This window comes from Kitasatospora sp. NPDC127111 (genome assembly GCF_042677465.1).
GTDB lineage: Bacteria > Actinomycetota > Actinomycetes > Streptomycetales > Streptomycetaceae > Kitasatospora.
Genome location: NZ_JBHXTG010000031.1, coordinates 39,708 through 58,959, shown reverse-complemented (window position 1 = coordinate 58,959; position 19,252 = coordinate 39,708). Strand labels below are relative to the sequence as shown.

The 19,252-nt window shown below is 66.9% G+C and carries 28 protein-coding genes; 1 reads left to right on the top strand and 27 read right to left on the bottom strand.

From position 1 onward, the window contains the following. Positions 1 to 24 precede the first annotated feature (24 nt). From ACFVHB_RS20200 to ACFVHB_RS20180, 5 genes are all read right to left on the bottom strand, one after another. Positions 25 to 756, bottom strand: a complete 732-nt coding sequence (locus ACFVHB_RS20200; protein ID WP_380323686.1) for a helix-turn-helix domain-containing protein — start codon at positions 754 to 756, stop codon at positions 25 to 27. Positions 757 to 931: 175 nt separating this feature from the next. Further along, positions 932 to 1,219, bottom strand: a complete 288-nt coding sequence (locus ACFVHB_RS20195) for a hypothetical protein (RefSeq protein WP_380323683.1) — start codon at positions 1,217 to 1,219, stop codon at positions 932 to 934. Positions 1,220 to 1,835: 616 nt separating this feature from the next. Continuing rightward, complete coding sequence (locus tag ACFVHB_RS20190; RefSeq protein ID WP_380323766.1) at positions 1,836 to 2,042, bottom strand: HNH endonuclease; 207 nt, start codon at positions 2,040 to 2,042, stop codon at positions 1,836 to 1,838. Between the two features lie 188 nt (positions 2,043 to 2,230). Beyond that, complete coding sequence (locus ACFVHB_RS20185) at positions 2,231 to 4,159, bottom strand: DNA polymerase (protein WP_380323680.1); 1,929 nt, start codon at positions 4,157 to 4,159, stop codon at positions 2,231 to 2,233. Continuing rightward, complete coding sequence (locus ACFVHB_RS20180) at positions 4,156 to 6,624, bottom strand: phage/plasmid primase, P4 family (protein ID WP_380323677.1); 2,469 nt, start codon at positions 6,622 to 6,624, stop codon at positions 4,156 to 4,158. The genes ACFVHB_RS20185 and ACFVHB_RS20180 overlap by 4 nt, the downstream gene beginning before the upstream one ends. Positions 6,625 to 6,792: 168 nt before the next feature. On the opposite strand from ACFVHB_RS20180, the gene ACFVHB_RS20175 reads away from it, so the two are divergent. Continuing rightward, a complete protein-coding gene (locus tag ACFVHB_RS20175; RefSeq protein ID WP_380323674.1) occupies positions 6,793 to 7,224 on the top strand; it encodes a hypothetical protein in 432 nt (143 codons plus the stop codon). A 63-nt stretch (positions 7,225 to 7,287) separates the two neighbouring features. On the opposite strand, the gene ACFVHB_RS20170 is transcribed toward ACFVHB_RS20175, so the two are convergent. The 22 genes from ACFVHB_RS20170 to ACFVHB_RS20065 form a co-directional block, all read right to left on the bottom strand. Then, positions 7,288 to 7,488, bottom strand: coding sequence for a hypothetical protein (locus ACFVHB_RS20170; protein WP_380323671.1), 201 nt, complete (start codon positions 7,486 to 7,488; stop codon positions 7,288 to 7,290). Positions 7,489 to 7,660: 172 nt separating this feature from the next. Then, positions 7,661 to 7,969 carry a hypothetical protein gene (locus tag ACFVHB_RS20165; RefSeq protein ID WP_380323668.1) on the bottom strand — a complete coding sequence of 103 codons (309 nt, stop codon included), beginning with the start codon at positions 7,967 to 7,969 and terminating at the stop codon, positions 7,661 to 7,663. A 91-nt stretch (positions 7,970 to 8,060) separates the two neighbouring features. After that, complete coding sequence (locus tag ACFVHB_RS20160) at positions 8,061 to 8,324, bottom strand: hypothetical protein (protein WP_380323665.1); 264 nt, start codon at positions 8,322 to 8,324, stop codon at positions 8,061 to 8,063. Beyond that, positions 8,321 to 8,617, bottom strand: coding sequence for a hypothetical protein (locus ACFVHB_RS20155; protein ID WP_380323662.1), 297 nt, complete (start codon positions 8,615 to 8,617; stop codon positions 8,321 to 8,323). Before ACFVHB_RS20155 ends, ACFVHB_RS20160 begins: the two co-directional genes overlap by 4 nt. After that, positions 8,617 to 8,751, bottom strand: a complete 135-nt coding sequence (locus tag ACFVHB_RS20150; RefSeq protein ID WP_380323659.1) for a hypothetical protein — start codon at positions 8,749 to 8,751, stop codon at positions 8,617 to 8,619. The genes ACFVHB_RS20155 and ACFVHB_RS20150 overlap by 1 nt, the downstream gene beginning before the upstream one ends. Continuing rightward, a complete protein-coding gene (locus ACFVHB_RS20145; protein WP_380323656.1) occupies positions 8,748 to 8,939 on the bottom strand; it encodes a hypothetical protein in 192 nt (63 codons plus the stop codon). Before ACFVHB_RS20145 ends, ACFVHB_RS20150 begins: the two co-directional genes overlap by 4 nt. Further along, the gene (locus tag ACFVHB_RS20140) at positions 8,939 to 9,679 is read right to left on the bottom strand and encodes a phiSA1p31-related protein (RefSeq protein WP_380323653.1); all 741 of its coding nucleotides are present in this window, start codon (positions 9,677 to 9,679) and stop codon (positions 8,939 to 8,941) included. Before ACFVHB_RS20140 ends, ACFVHB_RS20145 begins: the two co-directional genes overlap by 1 nt. 78 nt (positions 9,680 to 9,757) lie before the next feature. Further along, a complete protein-coding gene (locus ACFVHB_RS20135; protein ID WP_380323650.1) occupies positions 9,758 to 10,030 on the bottom strand; it encodes a hypothetical protein in 273 nt (90 codons plus the stop codon). 395 nt (positions 10,031 to 10,425) lie between these two features. Then, the gene (locus ACFVHB_RS20130; protein ID WP_380323647.1) at positions 10,426 to 11,181 is read right to left on the bottom strand and encodes a DNA cytosine methyltransferase; all 756 of its coding nucleotides are present in this window, start codon (positions 11,179 to 11,181) and stop codon (positions 10,426 to 10,428) included. 81 nt (positions 11,182 to 11,262) lie between these two features. Further along, positions 11,263 to 11,991 (bottom strand): hypothetical protein, encoded by a 729-nt coding sequence (locus ACFVHB_RS20125; protein WP_380323644.1) that lies wholly within the window; start codon positions 11,989 to 11,991, stop codon positions 11,263 to 11,265. Between the two features lie 251 nt (positions 11,992 to 12,242). Then, positions 12,243 to 12,464 carry a hypothetical protein gene (locus tag ACFVHB_RS20120; protein ID WP_380323641.1) on the bottom strand — a complete coding sequence of 74 codons (222 nt, stop codon included), beginning with the start codon at positions 12,462 to 12,464 and terminating at the stop codon, positions 12,243 to 12,245. Then, entirely contained in the window at positions 12,461 to 12,637 is a 177-nt protein-coding gene (locus tag ACFVHB_RS20115) for a hypothetical protein (RefSeq protein WP_380323638.1), read from the bottom strand. The genes ACFVHB_RS20120 and ACFVHB_RS20115 overlap by 4 nt, the downstream gene beginning before the upstream one ends. A 204-nt stretch (positions 12,638 to 12,841) precedes the next feature. Then, complete coding sequence (locus tag ACFVHB_RS20110; RefSeq protein WP_380323636.1) at positions 12,842 to 13,120, bottom strand: hypothetical protein; 279 nt, start codon at positions 13,118 to 13,120, stop codon at positions 12,842 to 12,844. Beyond that, a complete protein-coding gene (locus ACFVHB_RS20105; protein ID WP_380323633.1) occupies positions 13,117 to 13,914 on the bottom strand; it encodes a hypothetical protein in 798 nt (265 codons plus the stop codon). Before ACFVHB_RS20105 ends, ACFVHB_RS20110 begins: the two co-directional genes overlap by 4 nt. 258 nt (positions 13,915 to 14,172) lie before the next feature. Beyond that, positions 14,173 to 14,814, bottom strand: a complete 642-nt coding sequence (locus ACFVHB_RS20100) for a hypothetical protein (RefSeq protein ID WP_380323630.1) — start codon at positions 14,812 to 14,814, stop codon at positions 14,173 to 14,175. Between the two features lie 165 nt (positions 14,815 to 14,979). Further along, on the bottom strand, positions 14,980 to 15,441 hold the full coding sequence (locus ACFVHB_RS20095) for a hypothetical protein (protein ID WP_380323627.1): 462 nt from the start codon (positions 15,439 to 15,441) through the stop codon (positions 14,980 to 14,982). 286 nt (positions 15,442 to 15,727) lie between these two features. Continuing rightward, the gene (locus ACFVHB_RS20090) at positions 15,728 to 15,991 is read right to left on the bottom strand and encodes a hypothetical protein (RefSeq protein ID WP_380323624.1); all 264 of its coding nucleotides are present in this window, start codon (positions 15,989 to 15,991) and stop codon (positions 15,728 to 15,730) included. Between the two features lie 8 nt (positions 15,992 to 15,999). Beyond that, the gene (locus ACFVHB_RS20085; protein WP_380323621.1) at positions 16,000 to 16,602 is read right to left on the bottom strand and encodes a hypothetical protein; all 603 of its coding nucleotides are present in this window, start codon (positions 16,600 to 16,602) and stop codon (positions 16,000 to 16,002) included. Positions 16,603 to 16,671: 69 nt separating this feature from the next. Then, a complete protein-coding gene (locus ACFVHB_RS20080) occupies positions 16,672 to 16,962 on the bottom strand; it encodes a hypothetical protein (protein WP_380323618.1) in 291 nt (96 codons plus the stop codon). Further along, on the bottom strand, positions 16,959 to 18,263 hold the full coding sequence (locus tag ACFVHB_RS20075) for a peptidoglycan-binding protein (protein WP_380323615.1): 1,305 nt from the start codon (positions 18,261 to 18,263) through the stop codon (positions 16,959 to 16,961). The genes ACFVHB_RS20080 and ACFVHB_RS20075 overlap by 4 nt, the downstream gene beginning before the upstream one ends. A gap of 74 nt (positions 18,264 to 18,337) precedes the next feature. Beyond that, the gene (locus tag ACFVHB_RS20070; protein WP_380323612.1) at positions 18,338 to 19,012 is read right to left on the bottom strand and encodes a hypothetical protein; all 675 of its coding nucleotides are present in this window, start codon (positions 19,010 to 19,012) and stop codon (positions 18,338 to 18,340) included. 17 nt (positions 19,013 to 19,029) lie between these two features. Further along, positions 19,030 to 19,188, bottom strand: a complete 159-nt coding sequence (locus ACFVHB_RS20065; protein WP_380323609.1) for a hypothetical protein — start codon at positions 19,186 to 19,188, stop codon at positions 19,030 to 19,032. Between the last annotated feature and the right edge of the window lie 64 nt (positions 19,189 to 19,252).

The window sequence follows — 19,252 nt, the reverse complement described above, 5'->3', positions numbered from 1 at the left end:
CTCGTTTAGACGTTCGTGGTTGATTCACGCGGCAATACCGAGAACAGCACGCGCCTGCTGGATTCCGTCCCAGCGGATCCGGCGGACGCGGGCCGGACCGACGCCCATGTGGCCGCCGATCTCCGCGTCCTCCATGGGCGGCATGCCGATGCCGTATGTCCCGCGAAGGACGAGCGCGCGACGCGCAGTGACGGAGGCGAGGGCGTAGGCAGCCAGGTCGCGAACGTCGGCAGCGTCGGCCGCCGAGGAGATGTCGGCCAACGTCTCCCCCAGCGTCACGCCTTCCACGCCGTCAGCCGGGCGGTCCAGGCTCTCCACCGGGACGAGGGCGAAGCGGGCCGCGTCGAACAGTTGGCGACTGACCGGGCCGATCTCGTTGACGACCTGGAACGCCTTGTCCACGTCACCGTCAGCCTGCGCGAGTGCCCGGCGGACGCGCACGAGCTTCTGCGGGTCCAGGGCTCCGGGTCGGCCGCCCATCCAGGCGGTCGCCACTGCTCCGCGGATGGCCGGCCAGGCCTTCGTCTGGAGCTGGGCGGTCCCGTCGGTGTCGTAGCTGGCCACGCAGGTGATCAGCGCGATTCGCGCCTCTTGCATCAGGTCATCCATGTCCTCCGCTGTGGCCTGTCCGGCGGTGACGGTGCGGACGACGTTGGCGAGCATCGGCTCCAGGGTGGTGACGATTTGCCACATGGCGTCCCTGTCGCCGCTCTTGGCCCTGGTGATGAGGTCTGCGGCGATCGTTGCGTTGGCCATTTCCGCTCCCTGGGCTGTGCTGGTGGTGCTGTGGTTACTGTGCAAATCGGGGAGCCCATTTGCCCCAGTGAATGTGACGTGCGCCATATGAGTGACGTGGAGCATCCGCTCCCGTGGCGTCCACATCCAGATACGCCGAAGGCCCCCGTCCGAACTTCCGGAGGAGGGCCCTCAGTCAGGCGCCGCGTGCGTGCGCCGTCGATCCGCGGTGGTCGGTGAGGCGATGGACTATCAGCCCCCCGGCCTCCGCCACTGTGACGTCACATCGGGCGTCGGAGCTGTCCTCCCAGCCGGCTATCACAATCAGCGCTTCCGTCCCAGTCCACAGCCAGGCTGCATCACGGTCCGCCACCGTGACGCCCAGTCGGGCGGCCATCCAGTCCAGATAGCGGAGGTCAGCCTCCGTCTCCATGGGACCTGTCAGCCGCACTCTCTTCGTCGCGATGATCGTCCGTGTCGCCACCTGATGCACCTACGGCCCCCTCGATGGTGTAGGGCTCCCCCTCCCAGGCCGAGAGGGCCCTATCCAGTGCTGCCGCCACGCCCTTGACGTACGCGGCTGCAGTTCTCATGTGCTCGGCGGCCGTGGCCAGCTCGTCTGTGACGAGTCGTCGCGCGTCGTCCAGCGCTATGTCCTCTGTCGGACGTCCGGGGCCGGCGCTTGCACGGCGGCCCGTGTTGTCGGGATCGTTTGGAGGGCGTCGCCCTCTCATTTCAGCCACTGCGTCACACAGGTCCGCCAGCAGGCACACTTCGGCCAGGTCGCGCCGGAGCACGCCCGCCATAGCCCCCACCTGCCGCGTTGCTGGAGTGACGTGGGAGAGACTGTAGGTCATGGGCACCTTTCGGACAACGGATTCCGTTCAGCTTTGAACTTGCGATAGTGGCGTTTCGTCCCGGTTTGACGACCCCTCGGGCACGCTTCCAGGCATATGCAACGTGAGCTGCACAGCACATGACCTGCGCGTTTCCCCACACGCATCCTTGACACAACCGGTACGAAAATTTGGCCACTCTGCGGAGCGTCCGGGCGTGTCGCCCAGCCCTGTTACTGCTGGTCACAGGCTCACCGTGAGCAGCTATGCACGCACAGCTATCGCCGTTGGCTGCGTCTGGTCATGCACAAACAGACTGGCCGGTTGGTTACTTTTTGTTCCGTTGCACGGCGAGCAGGCCGGGACCAGATTCGACGTCGCGTCAGCCCCACCGCGCGACAGCGGGATGACGTGATCCAGCTCCATGACGGTCAGCGGACCGTCGCAGTAGAAACAGCCGAACCACCCCATCTCCTCCCACTGCACACACAGCGCCGCCCAGTCGACGGCAGGCGCCGGCTCCCGACGGCGAACGGCTGGCACCACCCACACCGGCCGATGGCGGGCGGGAGCGACATGCGTCCGAACGGATTCGAATGCGTGTTCCCTTTGTCGGCGGGGGGCGCTACCGTCAGGGGATGCACTACTCCCCCGCCTCGTCACGCTCGCGCCAGCTCAGCAGCCTGCGCTGCGTCGGGATGGGTGGCGTACCACGAGTCATGTTCGATCATGGTCTCGGCCTTCTTCATGTACAGCGAACCCCAGGAACGCCCGCCTACGTCGGGGTCGGTGTCGATGGGAATCCCGCGGAACGTCATCCGCATGGCCTCCCCGATCTCGCGCGCCACGTCCTCCGCTTCGGCGGCTGGCGCGTCCGCCACGATCTCGTCGTGGATCGGGGCCAACACGTAAGGGGTAAGCCCACGTTCCTGGATCTCCAACATGCCCTGCGCGAAGATGTCTCGCGCAGTCGATTGGATCTCCCCGTTGAACGAGGCGTACGCGGCGTCACGGTCGAACACGAGCCGACGTCCCGACGGGGTCCGCAGCTCGTAGCCGTCGCGCTGAACCTGCCGCTGAAGCGCGCGAATGTAACGCGCCAGCGTCGGGTACGTACGCTTGTAACCCTTCAGTGCCGCCTGTGCGGCCGGCAGCGTCAGCCCTGTCTGCGCAGCGATCGTCTTGGCGCCTCCCCCGTAGGCGACGCCGAGCTGAACCACCTTGGCCACCTTGCGCTGACCACTCGTGAAGTCGGCTCCGAACACCGACTCTGCGGTGAGGTTGTGGAGATCAGCGCCGCGGAGAATGGCGGCCGTCATCACGGGGTCTTCGGACAGTGCCGCCATGACACGGGGCTCCACGGAGGAGAAGTCCACGCTGATCATCCGCCGCCCCTCGTCGGCCTCCACGCAGTGCCTCACGGTCCAGTCGCCGGAGGGCAGTTGCTGGAACGGCGGATCCGCAACGGACATACGCGCCGTCCGAGCCATGAGAGCCCCGATCTTCGGATGCACCCGGTCATCCGCGTCCGCCTTCGCGAGCATGGCCTCCGCGTACGACACGCGCCACTTGCCAGCCCTCTTGCTGCGCAGAACCGCCATGGCGAGCGGGTTGCCCGTGCGGGATCCGATCGGCTGCCAGTCCTTGTCGACGTCGGCGAGACGCATCAGCACCGTCTTGTCGACCTGGACGGCGCCAGACGCGGTGCGCTCGGGGATGGTCTCCCCCATCCCGAGCAGCGCCTCCGACAGCTGCCGCGTGCTGTTGACGTTCGCCACGCCGTAGCGGCTGGCCGTCTCCGCGTACCGGACCGCCTCCTCCGCGAGACGTCCGGACAGCCGACCGGTCGTCTCCCGGTTGATCCGCATTCCCCGGCGCTCGATGATGGCGCAGATGAGCGCCAACTGATGCTCAAACGGCACCAGCACGGGGTTCACGCTCAACCGCTGAAGCTCTGCCTCCAGCTTCGGAACAAGGCGCGACGTCAAGATGACGTCCGCCCCGGCGTACGTCAGGTAGGACTTGTTCGTCAGGCTGATGTGCGCCCACCCGGTGTCTTTCGTCTTCCCGATCTTGTGGAACTCAGCAATCAGCTCCTTCTGCTGGTCGGGGGACAACGGGTCTATGTGATGTTCCGCGCGCTCCTTCAGCTTGTTGCCTACCCCGCCCTGGAGGCGCTGTCGGGGATCGCAGAGGTGGGCCAGGATGTAGCCGTCCGTCGTCTTCGGCCAGAGCGATTCGAGCGTGACCCGCGGAAGATGCCGTCCCATCACCAGGCAGTCGAAAGGAGCATTGAACATCAGCAGGCTCGGCAGCGTTTCCAGTGCCCACGCGGCAAGCTCCTGAAGCTGCCGGTTGTAGTCAACGGGAAGCACGTACGCGACGTCCTCCGTACCGAACTGGACCACCCGAAGGCGGAACCCGGGGCTGAAGGTGTCGAGCCCCGTGGCCTCCGTGTCCACCGCCACCCGTCGACCCTCGCGGGCCTGACCGATGACCCACTCCCGGAAAGCTCGGCGATCATCGTCGGACAGCACGACGTGGACCGGGACGAGCTGCTCCCGGACTGGGAACTCATAAGTGATCACGCTGTCTCCTTCTGCTGCCCGAAGATGTCCGTCCTGCCAGTGCTCAAGTCGGCCTGAGCCGTCTCCCCCGCCTCCGCCTGCCGACGCTCGGAGTCGCTGGCCAAGCGAATCCCGTCGAATCCCCAACGCCCGCTGCTCTTGCGCTTGCGGTAGCCGCGGGACTCCATCTCCACCCCGAGTGCCCAGCCGGAGAGCACTTCTTTCCGGCTCAGCCCGGCGTCCTCAGCCCAGTCCGCGTATGCCCGGCGAAGCTGCATCGGCTGGACGCGGGCGCCTTCCTCGCGGACGAGGCAAGCGGTGATGAACTCCTCCAAGCGGTCTTCCGACTCGCGGTAGTCAGTCGTCGCGGCCTGAACGGTGGACGGCTCTTCGAGCCCATGCGCGTACCACTCCGCGGCACCGTCAACGGCCCACGCGAGGATGCCCTCAGCCTCCCCCCGGAGCTTGGCTGCCAGCGACGGATCCGCGTTGGCGCCACGGAACACGGCTTCGAACGGGATCAGCTTGACCCGCCTCCACACACCGAGATCCTGCGAGAGGATGGCCGGCTTGTAGTTGCCGGCAACCATCAGCAGAAACCGCGGAACGTAGGTGAACGGGTTCTGATTCAGGAACCGGCACGTCACCGGGTCGCCGCCAGTCAGTTGCTTGACCAGCGCCTCAGCCAGGCGACTGTACTTCTCCGTCTCGGAGGCCGTGACCAGTCGGGCACCGCGCAGGGACGCCAGCTCCGGCGACGCCTGGCCAACGTTGACGCGCTGTTCGAAGGTGCTGAACTCCGTACTCTTCGTGATGCCGGTAAAGACGTGATTCAGCGCATCCAGGAACGCCGACTTACCGTTTGCGCCCTGACCGTGGAGGAAGGCGAAGCACTGTTCCGCAGTCGACCCGCTGACTCCATACCCAACGAGCCGCTTCATGTAGCCGGGCAGCTCCGGGTGGTGCGGGAAGACTTCCGCGAGAAACAGGAGCCACCGCTCCGCCGGCGCACCGGGGACATATCGCACCGCGAGCCGCTTCGTGATCATGTCCGCCGGGTCATGAGGGCGGAGCGTCTTCGTCGGCAGGTGCACCGTGCCATTCGCGACGCAGAGGAGTTCCGGGTCTGCGTCGAAGTCCGACGCGTTCGCCGGCACCCCGGGCACACTCGGCAGCTCCTTCAAGACGCCGTCGATGTGCCGGTTGGTGAGCGCCTTCAGCGCCAACTTCCGCTCCGCGTCGCCGCCCTCCGCGATCATTTCAGCGCCCATGCGGTGTAGCGCGCGACGGACAGCGTCCTGGCCCTGAACCCACACGGTGCCGTCCCAGACGAGATACCCGAGCCCGGACGCGTAGCGGACACCGCCTCCCGTCGACCGCATGTAGTCCCGAAGGCGCACGGCCAGGCCGACGTCCGTGCTGTCGAAGGCCTCCCGGGCCGACCCGCGCAGCACGGGGAGATCCGTCTCGTCCTCCACGAAAGCCGGGGCTGACGGGGTCGGAGGCTCCGGGTCGTCCAGATCAACGGGCTCCGCCAGGCGCACCGCGCGGTGCAGCTCGGCGGGGAAGGCGGCCGGGTCGTCCTCGCGCCAGTCCGTCAGGTCCCATCCTTCTGTCGGGATGGACAGACGCCTGCCCGCGATTCCCTCCGCCGTCAGCGCGCGCGACAGGCCTCCCGTGAAGCCCCTGCCAGCCCGGTCCGCATCCCCGGCGAAGACGACGTCACGCCCACGCAGCACGGTGACCAATTCCCGGACAACGTCCTTGTTTTGTGCGAGCCCGGCGCCGCGAATGATGACGGCGTCGTAGCCGCATCCCACGGCCGTCAGCCCGTCCCCCGGGCCTTCCGTGACGAGCACGGTGTCATAGCCGGAGCCGGCCGAGAGGAACCCCCATTTCGCCCACGTGCGCCCGTCCACGTTGGCGAGCGAGACCCATCGGGCTGGGCACCGGCCGGAGAGGTCACGCCCCTGGAGCCCCCGCACTACGCCGTCCACACCGGTCAGCGGGACCGTGATCCGCGGGAAGCGAGTGAATCCACGGCTCAGCCACTTCTGCGGGCGGTCGCCGGAGGCGGCGTAGCCGATGCCAAGTTCCTCCGCCAGTTCCAGGCCGACACCGAAGCGGCGCATCAGGTAGTCGACGGCCTCCGGTGACAACGCCAGCGCGGCAGCCGTCTCGTCCACGAAGAGGCGCAGCCCGGCTATCTCGCCCGGTCCGATCGACTCCGGCGGGGCGGCGGAGACAGTGCGGGTCGCGGTGCCTGGGGTGACGCCGAAGAGGTCCGACGGCGCCAGGCGGAGCGCCTTCAGGATCGCGTCCTTCTGACAGCCAGCCCGGCAGACGAGCAGGAGCTTCCCGTCTTCTCGCAGCGTTAGCTTCAGGCTAGGCGTCCGCCGGTCCGCGTGCACGGGGCAGAGAGCCAGGTAGCCGTCATGGTCCTCCGTGACGCCGGTCAGCCGGCCCAACAGGTCCGACAGTTGCACGTGCTCTCCTCTCCTCTGAAATGTGAAAGAAGGGGCGCCCTCCAAAGAGAACGCCCCGTGTTTGACGCGTGCGGCTCTAGGCGGTGGACTCTGTGAACGGAAGAGCCCCGACGGCTCCGGGTCCCAAATCGATTGCCCTGGGTGCCCGGAATGGTGTGGCATGTGGGCATGAGCAGAATGGCGCAGGTCATGGTGTTGGCCCGGTACGAGGACGAGGTGATGGAGCCGCTGACGCGGCCGGACGAGGCCCGCACCTGGCACGGCTGCTTCGTGCAGATCCCCTGGTTCGTAGGGGGCTGGCACATCGAGTTCGAGCGGTGGAACCGGCGCCACGGCGTGCTCAAGGACCTGGAGTCTCTGCCGTGGAATGAGCCCGCCTGCGTGCAGGTCATGCTGCACGACGAGGACGACGACCTGTTCGGTCTGTGGATGTTCCGAGGCGGTGCCCTTGTCGAAGTGGGCATCCCCGGCACCCAGCGGGTGCACATCGCTGCCCCGTCGCGGGACGCGGACCCTGGCTTCCTGGTCCGGATCGGCCTGGGCAGGGGAGAGGACCGACACTCGCCAGAGCACGTACAAGACCCGCGGTCGTGCTGGTGACCCGATCAAGACTGGGGTAGAACCGGATTCATCTAGCTCCGAACATGATCGCCCGGACAGGTCCTAGTCCGCGAACTCCAGATCCCAGTACTCCTGCGGAACCACGCGATAGGCCAGACCGGCGGATCCGCGTTCCAGACGGAAGATCGTCAGTACCGCACTGCGCCCTCGGTTGTACAGAATCGCCCGACGGGCGCCCTCCTTCGAGGGGTGTCCCTTCCACTCCTCGCGCCGCCACGACGAGTGGCTGATGTAGGTGTCCATGTCGGTCACTCCTCATGCGGGACTTCGTCCACGCTGACCACCTCGTCCAGAGTCAGCGAGTACTCGGCGTGCTTGTCGCCCCGAAGTAGTACGACCTCCACGACTGATTCCGAGCTGCGATCCCGTCGCCCGCCGTACATCAGCCAGCCCGTGAACCTGATCTGTGTCGCCATCAGTGCCCCTCTCCGTGGCGCTGGACATGGTCCGCATAGACCGTCGGCGCGATGGCCTGGAGGGTCTGCTCCGCGTCCCGGAGTCGGTTGATCAGGCGGGCGTCGGTGGCTACGTCCCGCACGACGTAGCCGGCCGCGACCCCTGCCCGGGGCCGCTTGACTACCGCGCAGCCGTATGGCTGGCCAGCGTGGATGGCTTCGCGGTTGGCTTGCGCGATGTAGTCGGCCAACGTGATGGAGCGCTCGGCCTTCAGCTCCGCGGCGTGGAGGTAGTAGCCGTCCACGTCGCCGATGTCCTTCGCGCCCATCTGGACGTTGCGGTGAGCGCGAGGATTGTGATGCTCGCGGACGTAGGCAGTCCACGCGGACTCCCATTCCGTGCCCTTGCGTTTCGATGGGTTAGCCATCGGCAGCCCCGAGAGCGATTCGCGCCGCGTCGTCGTAGCAGTCCCGTTCCTCGCGGCTGATGGGGTATTCCTCATCCTCGCGGAGCCGGGCGCCTTCGGCTGCAATCTCGCCCGCGATGTGCCTCCGGAGAACCGTCTCTAGCTCCTCCACGAAGTCCGCGTGGCGATACGCCTTGTCGCCGTACCAGCCTTCGAACGCCTCCCACACGGCCTCCGTGATGGCGCGCTCTTCGCCGTCGTCGGGGATGATGATCACTCCACGTCCTCCCACGTCGTCCGGGCCCGCTGGATGGTGGCGGAGAGAATGTCCTCTCGAAGGACGTACTCCCCGGCGTCGCGGTCGTAGCAGCAGGCGAGTGCGATCCGTTGCCCGGCGGCACTGCCTCGGGACTTGTACGGACCGGCGTAGGTGGTAACCGTCTCGCCGGAGTAGATACGCCGCGGGACGTCGGGGTTCCTGAAGTAGTGGAAGTCCGGGTTGTACTGCCACGCCCGACGCACGATCTTGACGCGGAAGACATCGCCTTCCGCCAGCATGGTGCGGCCCATCAGCGCTTCCTCTCCTTCAGGCACCCGCACAGGCGGTGCGCCAAGCCGAACAGCCCTGCCAGCAGCAGTACGACCAGCGCAAAGCAGCCGCCGGCCCAGAGCACGCACACGATGTAGATCAGCAGACCGTTCACTCCGGCTCTCCATCCGCGTGGATCACTCCTGCGCCGCGCGTGATCGCAACGCCGATCGCGTCCATGTAGCGCGGCCAGTCCCGGCGGTCCCGGGATCCGGCCGCGACGATGATCAGGTCACGCTCGCCGAGAGCCCGGACGTCACCGATTGCGGGGGCGGCGTCCGGGCTGATGATGGAGACGGCCATCAGCCGATGACCCTCGTCAGGGGGCCGAAGTTGTCGATGATCTCCGAGAGCGGTCGGCCCGTTCCGCGGGTAAGCGACACCTTCGGGCATCCGGCCGCGTCAGCGAGCCCTGTGAAGTGCCACACGTCGCCGTCCCGGTCGCGGTAGCTGGCGGTGAGGTCATAGGTGGTGTAGCGGTAGATGTAGGTCTCCGGGGCCTCGTCCACACGCTCCACACGGCGAGCGCTGATCCTGCCACCGTCAGGGAACTCCACCGTGAACGGGTGGAGTTCGCCCCCGCGAGGCGTCCACGATCCGTCGATGGCCGTGACGCGCCCGACGTGTCCGATCAGTTCCTCAGCGTAGGCGGCCTCGACCACCCGCACCCGGTCACCGATCTTCACCGGCTCGTCCGCCGGGGCCGGCGTCATGTACCGCACGGCGGACGTCTCGTGGCTGCCGTCCGGGTTCTCCACGACGTACCACGGCCGGCTGCTCTCGTACCGGTCACGGAACGGCCCGGCGGCCACCGTGCAGCGCTCCCCGTCGACCACCACGGCCGCGCCAATCTCGAAGGCTGGACGGGCCGTCAGCGAGTCACGATCGAACATCCCGTGCCGCCCGTGGTGGCTCTCCAGCTCCACGAGGTATCGGCACGCCTCGTCGGTGGCGACCGGCGCGAAGGGGCCAAACCTCACGACCCCCGCGCCGTACGAGCAGTGGTTCACCTTGTCGCCGACCTTGAACATCTGCTCCGTCACGCTGCGTCAATCTCCTCTTGTCCGTGCATGGCGAAGCCCCCGCATCGTCGGTGTGCGGGGGCCAGTGAAGCGGCTGGGTCAGGCAGTCGGGCTCTGGTAGCCCACCACGGCGAAGTGCTCGGCGGCGATCTCCACGACGTTGCGTGTCTTACGCTGGATGTCTCCACTGTCCCTGCCGGTGGGCTGGACCGTCAGCGTCTTGTGGGTCCGGCCCTTCGGGTCCCGGTAGGACGCGACTTGCCGGACGACGCCCTCAGACATGCGGACGCTGTTGGCCTGCCGGGTGCTGTAGACGATGACGGCGCCTTCGCGCACGTCCTGTCCGGTGAAGTCAGTCAACTTGCGTGCCATAGCTGTTCCTCTCCTCTTCGTGCTGCTGCATAAGCCACCGAAAGGCTTCGAGAGCCTGCGGAGGCACCACTCCGTTACCGATTTTGTGGAGCTGCTGCGCGCGGGTCAGACCCGGAACTCCGGTCACGTGGCCGTCGGGAAGCCACATCAGCCACTCCGCGAAGCACGCTGTCAGCCGTCGCCCTCCACGTGGCCCGATCTCGGTCGGGGCAGGCGCAGGGCGGTCTGACAACGCTTCCTGCCGTCGGATGGCGGGGAGGTAGTCGCCCCACCATTCGGCAGGAGATTCACGGCCGTTCTCAGGTTCAGTCCGCCGGCCCGGGTGGGGCTCGTCCCCGCTCCGCCCGCTCCGTCGCTCGCCGTCGGAGTAGGGAAGAAGGTATGCGGCTTCGTCCTCAAGGGTGGGGCCGTGCCCCCCCCTCTTCCGTCTGTCCGGGTGCTGTGGCGCACCGTTGCGCCCAAGGTTCGCGGTCGGCGTCTTCAGAAGAAGTGCCACCTCCGACAGGGGTCGACCGTTGGTCCCGAGGTTTGAGGCTCCCGACTTCCAGTCCCGCGCTGCCGGTGTCGGCAGCAAGTTGACCACTGCCCCGGGGAGCGCGTAGTCCCCACCGCTCCCCCGTTGGTTCGGACCGCCGTGCGGCCCGTCCGATGCTCGGGGAGTCGGGAGCATGGGGAGTTGCGAGTCCGAACCATCGGTCTCGGTGGTGAGCGGCTCCCACGGCGGAAGCCCGTAGACATGTCCACCGGAGGTCATACCCGATCGCGGCCAGGTCTTCAGCAACGACGTCGAGCCCGCGCGACCGGATCGCCGCGACGTTCTCCAGACACGCGAACCGGGGTCGTATGACGCGAACAGCTTCGGCGACGTTCTTCCAGATGCCGGAGCGGCCACCGCCGATCCCCTCTCTCTTACCCGCGTTACTGATGTCCTGGCATGGGAACCCTGCCGTGATGATGTCGACCCGGCCGACAAGCTGAGTCCAGTCGTACAAGGTGATGTCCCCGATGTTCGGCGCCTCGGGGAAGCGCTCGGCCAGCACAGCGGAAGCAGCCGGATCGGACTCAGCGACGAATGCCACCTGATCGCCGATCAGCTGCTCGACCGCCAACCCCAGCCCGCCGTAACCGGCGCATAGCTCTAGGATCGGCATGCTCTCCTCTGCTTCTGCACTACAGTTGAAAGCGCCCGGTCCTGCGGACCTCTACTCCGCGGGACCGGGCGCAGTCGTGGATCAGGCCGCGTCGGCCAGCTCCACCGGAACGGCGGCCTCGTAGGCGCCGAGAACCTTGATCACGGGCCTGGTGTAGTTCACGATCGTGCCCTTCTTCGGGCCCTTCTTGATCTTGAACTCGACCGGCTCCAGGGTGAGCGTCGCCCGTGCCGGCCCGCCGACCTGGTCCAGTGCCTCCAGCACCTCATGCAGGGTGGCGGCCAGGTCCCACGCGCCGGAGCGGAAGCGGAACAGCCCGAGATCCGGATCGTCCAGCAGCCGGAAGTTCGTCACGACGTTCGGCTTCGGAGCCCTGCCGATCTTCGCCTCCGCCTTGCGGGCCTGGAACGACTCCGGGCAGCCGCACGGCTGGCCCCGGCGCTCGTCATCCAGGAACTCCACGCCGTCGCAGTGGTGGATCAGCTCCGAACCGAACTGGCCGTACAGGCGCATGTCGGACGTGATCGCGGAGGCGCCGTCGATGATGATGTCCACGCTCGGCGTGTCGGTCAGCACCTCCAGCGTGTCCTCACCCTCCGTGGCCCACTCTTTGGGGGTGCCGCCGTAGAGAGCAGCGATGCGGGCGGCCACAACGGGATCGCCCGACGTCACCCGCCACTCGTCCAGGCTCTCCGGAGTCCGGCCGACCATACGGCCGGAGCGGAAGCGGCCCACCACGTCATCCGCAAACGATGCGCGGGGCTTCGGCTTGGCGTCCGGATCGGTGTCCCACAGTCGCAGTCCTGCCATGTTGTCTGCCTCTCGTTGACGTCTCGTCTGACGCGTTGCGCTCCCCGTTGGGGGCTGTAGCTGGGTTACTGTGCAGATCCGGATGTTTGTTTGCCTGGGCGGAAGGAAGTTCCGCTAGTCGACTAGCGCGACCTCACTCGTTGGGCCCCGTGTCCTTCAGTGCCTCGTCAGGGGTGATATCGCCGGCCGCCACGGCAGCGTGGAGGCACGCTGCCGTCCTCCAGCGGGTCATGCGCCAGATGGGAAGAGGCTCACCCGGATACCTCCGGGTCAATCAGGTCAGCCGCGTCCTCCGCGTCTGGAAGGTCTGCGCCGTGACCATTGCAGTTGGCGCGGATCTTCTCCGCCAGCTCGTGCGCGTGGGCCTGGAGAAGGTCGTCCAGCATCTCCGCCAGGCGGTCGTACTCCTCACCGAACCACCGGTCCAAGTCGCCATGGATCTCGGCGCGAACGGCTTCGACGGATCGACTCATCGGACACCCTTCTCCCAGAGCTCCCGGGCCTCCACCTGGCACTCCACACCGAGCCGGCGCAGGGTGGCCTGTGCGCGCGGCACCCAGTGCGAGGGCCAGTCCCCCACCTCCGCATAGGCCTGAACCTCCGCCGGGTCGACGCCCACAAGCCAGGCGAGGAAGCCAACGTCCATCGGCGGTCGCTGACGGATCAGAGCCTTCGTCGCCCCGTTGCTCCGGCGGGTGGTCGTCCCCTCCGAACGTTGGTGGGGATAGCGGGTCTCGCGGAAGCGACGGACAGGGGTCTGTGACTGCATTGCCGGTCTCCTCTCGGTGCCTCTATGCCGAAAGCCCCCGGCGCCGAAGCAGCCGGAGGCTCAAGGGGGTTGCAGTAGCGTCTACTTGGCGCTCACATTCGCGCCGCGGAGCATGCCCCAGCCGAGCAGGACGAGCAGCGTCGTCCCGTAGCCGAGCGCCGGGACAGCCAGCATGACGCCGTGGAGGGCGCCGACGCCGACCATGACGAGCCAGGCCCGGAGAGGGAGGAAGGCCAGGCCGACCACGCAAAGTGCGGCAACGCGCGCGAACGCCTCCGCCTGCGGGTCGGCCTTCTTCGCCGACTCCGCCAGGAACGGAGGCCAGCGAAGTTCGGCGGCCAGCTTGTCGAAGTCGTTCACGCCGCCCGCCTCTCCGTGCCGGTCTCCTCCAGGCCCGTGGTCCAGACCGGTCGGCCGAGCACCGTCTTCTTCCGCTCTCGCTCCCACTGAAAGATCGGCAGCAGAGAGAGGAAGACGTCGAGCAGATCGTCACTGCACGAGACCGGCACGAGCTTTGCGCCCTCCGGCCGGACGTGGAGGACGGCTGCCGCGTCGATGGCCGGCACCGGAATGGATTCGTTGGTGGCCGCGAGGATCATCCTGTCCGCCATGGCATAGGCCTTGAGCTGGAGTGCGACGTCCTCGTGTACGCCGGACCGGGTGGTCTTCCAGTCCAGAATCACCGTCTCGCCATCGATACGCGCGATGGCGTCGAAGCTGCCGGCGTAACCGTGCTCGTCCGACCAGACCGTCTCCTCCAGGTGCAGGAACTCCGGCTGCATCTCCTGCAGAAAGGCCGCGAAGTGCGTTGCATACCGGACCATGTCCGGGCCAACGCGTCCGACGCGCTCACCGCGGGCCAGGCGCTCGAAGATGTCGTGCGCCTTCGATCCGACGTCACCGGCCTGGCGGGTAACCCGGTCCGGCGCCCGCTTCAGGAAGTCGATCGCACCGTCAGGGTCGGTCCGGGCAATGCCCTGGACGTGCTCCCAGTGGGAAACTGCCGTCTCGGCGACGAGCTTCGCAGACCAGAACTTCAGGAAGTCCTTCGGAAGCATGCTGAGCACGCTCGTAACGCCGGGGACCTTCGTCGCCCCGTTATCCGGATCAATGTAGAAGCGGGACTGCCCCCGCTTGATGGTGGCTACTGCCATGCTGTCTCCCTCTGCTGTCGGGTGCAGAGGGGTTACTGTGCAACGCGGCCGGATGCGTTTGCCCCGGCGTCAAGATCTTTCGTCCTCCCCCGCCGGGGCCAAAAGGGTCCGAATAACCGCCCTTTTCCTATTCTTCTTAACACGCGTTAGAGAGACTAGAAATAAGGGGTTGGTACGGCACTTTTGCCCCTTCGGGCACGTCATCTCCCCGCCGGAGGGGGCGACGGGGACTATGTGTGACGAGTCAGGGGCAGAACGTCAGCGCTTGCCCGCCTTCCGGATGACAGCGCGGAGGCTCTGAGCATCTTTGATCAATTCGGCCAGCAAGGCGTCCAAGACGCCCCGTTGCTCCGGCGTCATGTCGTCAGCGATGACGTCGGCTTGCATGTCCCCGATCACGCGACCCAGCATCTTTGCCAGGCGAAGGTGGTCCGCAACCTGGCGTGCGCCCGGAGCCTCCCTCTGGCCGTCACCGTCAGGAACGAGCTGGCGCGACGTCTCCTCCGCTCGGGCCGAGACGACCAGGGCACGCGTAACGCTGCGACGATCCACCTGCCGCTCTTGGATCGATTTCTCTTTCAGGCCGAGCGCTGCAATCTCCTTCGGAGACACAGCTTCCCGCAGCACCTTCGAGATGTGATAGCGGACAGCCGTTTGCGTCTTCGCCTTGGCGGCTGGGGGAACGCCGGCGTCCCGGTAAATCTCGGCGGCCTTCTGCGTATACGCGTAGGACGAGCCAGCAGGATCGTCCATCGCGAGCCGGATCGACACCAGGACCACGGCGAGACTTCGTAGTACGGACGTATCCGCATGCTGGAGCTGGCTGTGCGCACGGATAAGGTCTTCAGCCTGCGACGTCAGCACGTCCACCGGCAGGGTACGAGCCTCGTCCAGTTCCACGAGAGCAGGAATCTTCGCCCGACGCGCAACAGCGCCACTGTTCCGGCGAGCAGGAAGTTTGGCCTCCGACACGGGGCCTCCATACATGATGTAGTAGGGGCGGCAGCCTACCAAGCACCTGCCGACGTACTGCACGGCACGGTAGTGCAGTTGGGTAGGTACGGCTCAGTCTTGGGCAGCCTTGAACGGCTGACGGCAGACATCACAGATGATCATCCCGCGGTCCAGTGTGCTGGGTGTCAGGGTGATTCTCCGGGGCTGCTCGCATGCGCATGCAGCCGTGATGCGCGTCCGTGTCTTGCCGGACTCCCGTCGTGGGGCAAGCGCCGGCAGCGTAGTGGTGATGGCTGCTTCCAGCTCCGTCAGAAGCTTCGGCGTTTCCGGATAAGCCCTGACCTGGTCGGATAGCACCACGTCTCGGAATCCGGATGATGCGGGAGCCAGCTTTCCGTCTGGCCAGGACAGACCGACGACTTCCGCAGCATCGGCGAACCTACGGTTGTGATAGCTGCCCCGGCGTGTTGTGTCGGAGACTTGGTTAACCCAGTTCAGCAGGTGGGCAGCGTCGTGCATCAGGGCTGTGAGCGTGGCCTCAGCCCCCTCCGCCAACGTGTCCCGGCTGACCACGACCTGTAGCGTAGAACCGTCGCCCCAGCGGGCGGGTCCATGGTCGGTCGACGGATGTTGATTCGTTACAGCGATGGCTGCTGCTGGGATACCCGGATGGCGCTCGCGGATGCTGTCCCATAGTCGGGCCAGCGCTTCCGTGAGAGGGCGGGCGGATGGTGGCGGCGTCATGGGCCGACAGTAGCCCTCTTGTGCTGCGCAGAACAACTACCGCCATATGGATGGCCTGAAAATGCAAAAAGCCCCGCCTTCCCGAGGACTTGGGAAGACGGGGCTTTCGAGACACTTACTCCTTACCCACGGGGGTCACCCGGGACCGGGTCTGCTCCCCCATGACTATCTGGAGAAGGAAGAGAACGACACCAGTGACCTGACCTGCGATGTTGCTGTTGGCCAGGGCTGGGACGAACACGGCCAGGGCGACGACTCCAGACATGACTGCTGCCCGCACCCGGGCCGGCTCGGTAGCGAGCATCGTCCGCAGCCAGGCCACAGCGTTTAGTGCGATGAGCTGAGATGCGGCCTTCATCCGCGCGAGGATCTTGGACATTTGGCCCCCTATTCGTAGGCCCGGCCGTAGTGCCGGGCGGATTCCGCGTCGTAGACGCGCTTGTGGAAGAGCTGGACGGCGGACTCCAGATCGGCCACGGACCCGGCGTTGATGATCGTGTAGTCCGCGTCCTCCGGCCCGAGCGCGCCCTCTGATTCGTGGACGAGGTGAGGGATTCCGGGACGGTCGATGTAGAGAAGGTGGAAGCCGTGGGAGCGCAGCATCTCCGCCTCGTTGCGGTACCGGACATCAGTGACCACGGCCGCGCGGCCCAGGTCGTTCATGACGTTGACCTCCGTCAGCGCGGCGTGAATCCAGATGCGCGGGTCAACCTGACGCATTGCGGCGCCAAGTTCCTGGAGGAGACGGCGGACTTCCGGGATGGCCTTCGCCATCTCCCAGCCGTCCCACCGCACAACCTCACTGAGCCGGTGCTCGGTGGTTTCGCAGCCGTCGCCGCAGGCGAACGTCTGAACCACCGGATCGACCCGGAGCGCCGCGTCCTTCAGCGCGTCAGCGAATGCCACCCGCTGGTAGCCGCGTTCCCGCACGAGCCAGGCACCGGCCGTGTCCTTGCCAACACGTGCCCTGCCGATGATGCCGATATTCATGCTCCGCCTTCCGTCGATGCCTGACGGAAGGCGTTACTGTGCAGCCCAGGGGATCCGTTTGCCCCGGCCTCAGTCTTCTGCCCCGCGGATGAGCAAGTGCTCGGCATCGTGTCCGGCCTGCCAAGCCCGCACGTCAGTGACGCTCTCGCGGATCTCGGCGACGTCGCTGCGCAGCTCGTCACGGACGGCGTCAATCCGCTCGGCCAGGGATGCACCCAGCACGGACACACTTTCGCGGGTGGCGGCACCCTCCGCCTCCGCTGCTCCCCGGGCGCGACGGAGGCCGAGCACGGCCGGCACCGTGGCAGCCACCACGACGCCGGCCGCACTGATGAAAGCAATCACGATCTCTGGGCTCAACCCATCAGCCTCCGCCAGGTCTCCGGGCCCGGGTAGCCGTCAGCCGCGGAACCGTGCCACCCCTGCGAGCGCTGGAATGCAGCCGTTGCCCGGCGGTCGGCATCGGTCCAGGTCGGACCCGGACCCTGCTTGTAGTAGGTGCCGTAGCCGTGACGGACAAGGGCCTGGCCGAGCCTCGTCACGTACGAGTTCACCGCACCGGCGTGGAAGTACCGGTCCCCCGGCCACGCGGTCGGTGCCGAAGCCGGCTTCGACGGTGCAGCAGCCGGGATGTCCCGGCCCTGGTCGGTGACGAGGAACGCCCAGGTGGTCGGCCCCGGGATGCCGTCCGCGTCCGCCCCGCTCCAGCCCTGAGCAGCCTGGAAGGCGGCGACGGCCTGACGGTCGGCGTCGCTCCAGCGTGGGCCAGCGCCAACGGAGTAGAAGCGTCCGCCACCCCGCTTGATCAGCATCTCGCCGAGCCGGGTGACGAAGGAGTTGTCGGCGCCCGGGCCGAACTCGTCAGTGCCGGGGAAGGACGACGCCGGAGCGGGAGTCGATGGCTGCGGTGCCGGGACCGGCGTCGGTGCTGGCGTCGGCGCCGTCGGGGAGGTTGGTACCTGCCCGGGAACGGCCGGCACGGTGACGACGTCGCCGGGCTGAATCACATCGGGGTGGCTCGCGAGAGGTGGATTCAGACTCAGGATCACCGACAGCGCGACGCCGGCAGCAGCAGCGATACCTGCGAGGGTCTGCCCGGCCCTGACAGTAACGCTCTTCGTCGCAGGAGCGGGTGCCTGCGTGCCGTCGAGCACCCACCGCGCCTCCACCGCCCGGCGCGGGCCCTGCGCGAAGTCGGGGTGGCCGTAGCCGTAGACGTAGGCATCCCGGCGACGGCGAACCTTGCGGTAGACGCCATCGCCCTCCGCGCTGCCGTTGTCGTTGGTGTTGCCTTCGATGGTGGTGATGGTGTTCTCGTCGTAGTCCACGACGAGACCAGTGTGCGACCCACCGCCAGAGCCAAAGAACACCTGCGCGCCAACACTCGGGTACTCGCTGAACCGGTCTCTCGTGCGGAACCATGCGACCCCGATCGAGCAGGAAGCCGTGCGCGGGTAGACATCGGCATTCCCCGACTTCAGCGCCAGCCAGGACACGAAGACGGCACACCACGGCTCACCGTCGTCGGACACCCATGCCTGACCTGGAACCTCGGCCGCGTACTTTTCACGATTGTTCCAGCTACCGTTGGCGTTTCGGCCCTCGTGGTACCCGACTTCGGGCACCGCCACCGCGATGATTGCTGCGGGGGACGTCGACATACTGGCCCTCCTCAGGGCATAGAAAAAGCCCCTGCGCCGGATGGCGGGGGCTGCAAGAGCAGGCGGTGCAGGGGTCAGGAGACGGCGTCGTACTCCATCTGGACACGGAGCGAACCACCGGGCGCCCACGCGAGCGAGCCGCTTCCGCCCTGGCCGGTGCCAGACGTGCCGGGGTAGACCCAGCCCATGTCCCACATGCGGTAGGTGAAGATGCTGGCTGTCAGGCCACCGGAGTCGATGACGGGGATCAGCGTGTGCCAGGCCGAACCGGTACCGTCGACATGTCGACCGGAGCCCTGCCGGTTCTTCGCCAGATCCAGGGAGTCAGCGGCCGGTGTCGGCAGCGCCAGCAGCACCGCACCGGTACCGAGCGTAGAGCCGGCACCACAGGCCAGCTTGGCCTCCAACTCGACTCGGATTCCCGTTCGGCGGTATCGGCCGGTGGAGAGGCTGGCACCCAGGTTCTCCATGGTCCAGACCGGCGTCCACGTCACCCAGTCGCCCTGTGCGACGAAGCGCGTCCATGCGGCACCGTCGTAGATCTCCTTACGCTTCTCCGAAACGAGCCAAACCTCCATCCCTGCAACGGGGTTCGTGATTGCAGCGTTGCGAGCGGCGGCATTGGCGAATCGCATGTTGATCTTCGGAGCGGCGGCTTCGACAAGTGCGCTGCCAGCCGCCTCCGCGTTCGGTGCGTCGCTCAGCTTCGGGTACGGCAGCCCCTGCTGAAGGGAGTCGGTACCGGGCATTCATCCTCCTTCAGAGGTCAGACGAGTGCGCCGACGACGAGCCACGTCCCGGCCGCGTTGCGGGTGGCCATGACGGTGTCACCGACGGTCGGGCTGTAGCTGGCGAGCCGGCGGACGTTGGCCACGGATCCAGTTGCGGTGCTGATCGTGACGACGCCGGTTCCGACGGCCGTCACCGTGGCGAGCATCCACGCGGCTGCCTGGTCTTGGACTGTGCGGTCCACGGTCCGCTGGATGGCT

Bases quoted from the DNA above. Each gene is read 5' to 3' on its own strand.
- ACFVHB_RS20200 (WP_380323686.1), bottom strand. From the start codon at position 756: ATGGCCAACGCAACGATCGCCGCAGACCTCATCACCAGGGCCAAGAGC.
- ACFVHB_RS20190 (WP_380323766.1), bottom strand. From the start codon at position 2,042: ATGGGGTGGTTCGGCTGTTTCTACTGCGACGGTCCGCTGACCGTCATG.
- ACFVHB_RS20175 (WP_380323674.1), top strand. From the start codon at position 6,793: ATGAGCAGAATGGCGCAGGTCATGGTGTTGGCCCGGTACGAGGACGAG.
- ACFVHB_RS20170 (WP_380323671.1), bottom strand. From the start codon at position 7,488: ATGGACACCTACATCAGCCACTCGTCGTGGCGGCGCGAGGAGTGGAAG.
- ACFVHB_RS20165 (WP_380323668.1), bottom strand. From the start codon at position 7,969: ATGGGCGCGAAGGACATCGGCGACGTGGACGGCTACTACCTCCACGCC.
- ACFVHB_RS20155 (WP_380323662.1), bottom strand. From the start codon at position 8,617: ATGGGCCGCACCATGCTGGCGGAAGGCGATGTCTTCCGCGTCAAGATC.
- ACFVHB_RS20145 (WP_380323656.1), bottom strand. From the start codon at position 8,939: ATGGCCGTCTCCATCATCAGCCCGGACGCCGCCCCCGCAATCGGTGAC.
- ACFVHB_RS20135 (WP_380323650.1), bottom strand. From the start codon at position 10,030: ATGGCACGCAAGTTGACTGACTTCACCGGACAGGACGTGCGCGAAGGC.
- ACFVHB_RS20130 (WP_380323647.1), bottom strand. From the start codon at position 11,181: ATGCCGATCCTAGAGCTATGCGCCGGTTACGGCGGGCTGGGGTTGGCG.
- ACFVHB_RS20125 (WP_380323644.1), bottom strand. From the start codon at position 11,991: ATGGCAGGACTGCGACTGTGGGACACCGATCCGGACGCCAAGCCGAAG.
- ACFVHB_RS20120 (WP_380323641.1), bottom strand. From the start codon at position 12,464: ATGAGTCGATCCGTCGAAGCCGTTCGCGCCGAGATCCATGGCGACTTG.
- ACFVHB_RS20115 (WP_380323638.1), bottom strand. From the start codon at position 12,637: ATGGACGTTGGCTTCCTCGCCTGGCTTGTGGGCGTCGACCCGGCGGAG.
- ACFVHB_RS20105 (WP_380323633.1), bottom strand. From the start codon at position 13,914: ATGGCAGTAGCCACCATCAAGCGGGGGCAGTCCCGCTTCTACATTGAT.
- ACFVHB_RS20090 (WP_380323624.1), bottom strand. From the start codon at position 15,991: ATGTCCAAGATCCTCGCGCGGATGAAGGCCGCATCTCAGCTCATCGCA.
- ACFVHB_RS20085 (WP_380323621.1), bottom strand. From the start codon at position 16,602: ATGAATATCGGCATCATCGGCAGGGCACGTGTTGGCAAGGACACGGCC.
- ACFVHB_RS20075 (WP_380323615.1), bottom strand. From the start codon at position 18,263: ATGTCGACGTCCCCCGCAGCAATCATCGCGGTGGCGGTGCCCGAAGTC.
- ACFVHB_RS20070 (WP_380323612.1), bottom strand. From the start codon at position 19,012: ATGCCCGGTACCGACTCCCTTCAGCAGGGGCTGCCGTACCCGAAGCTG.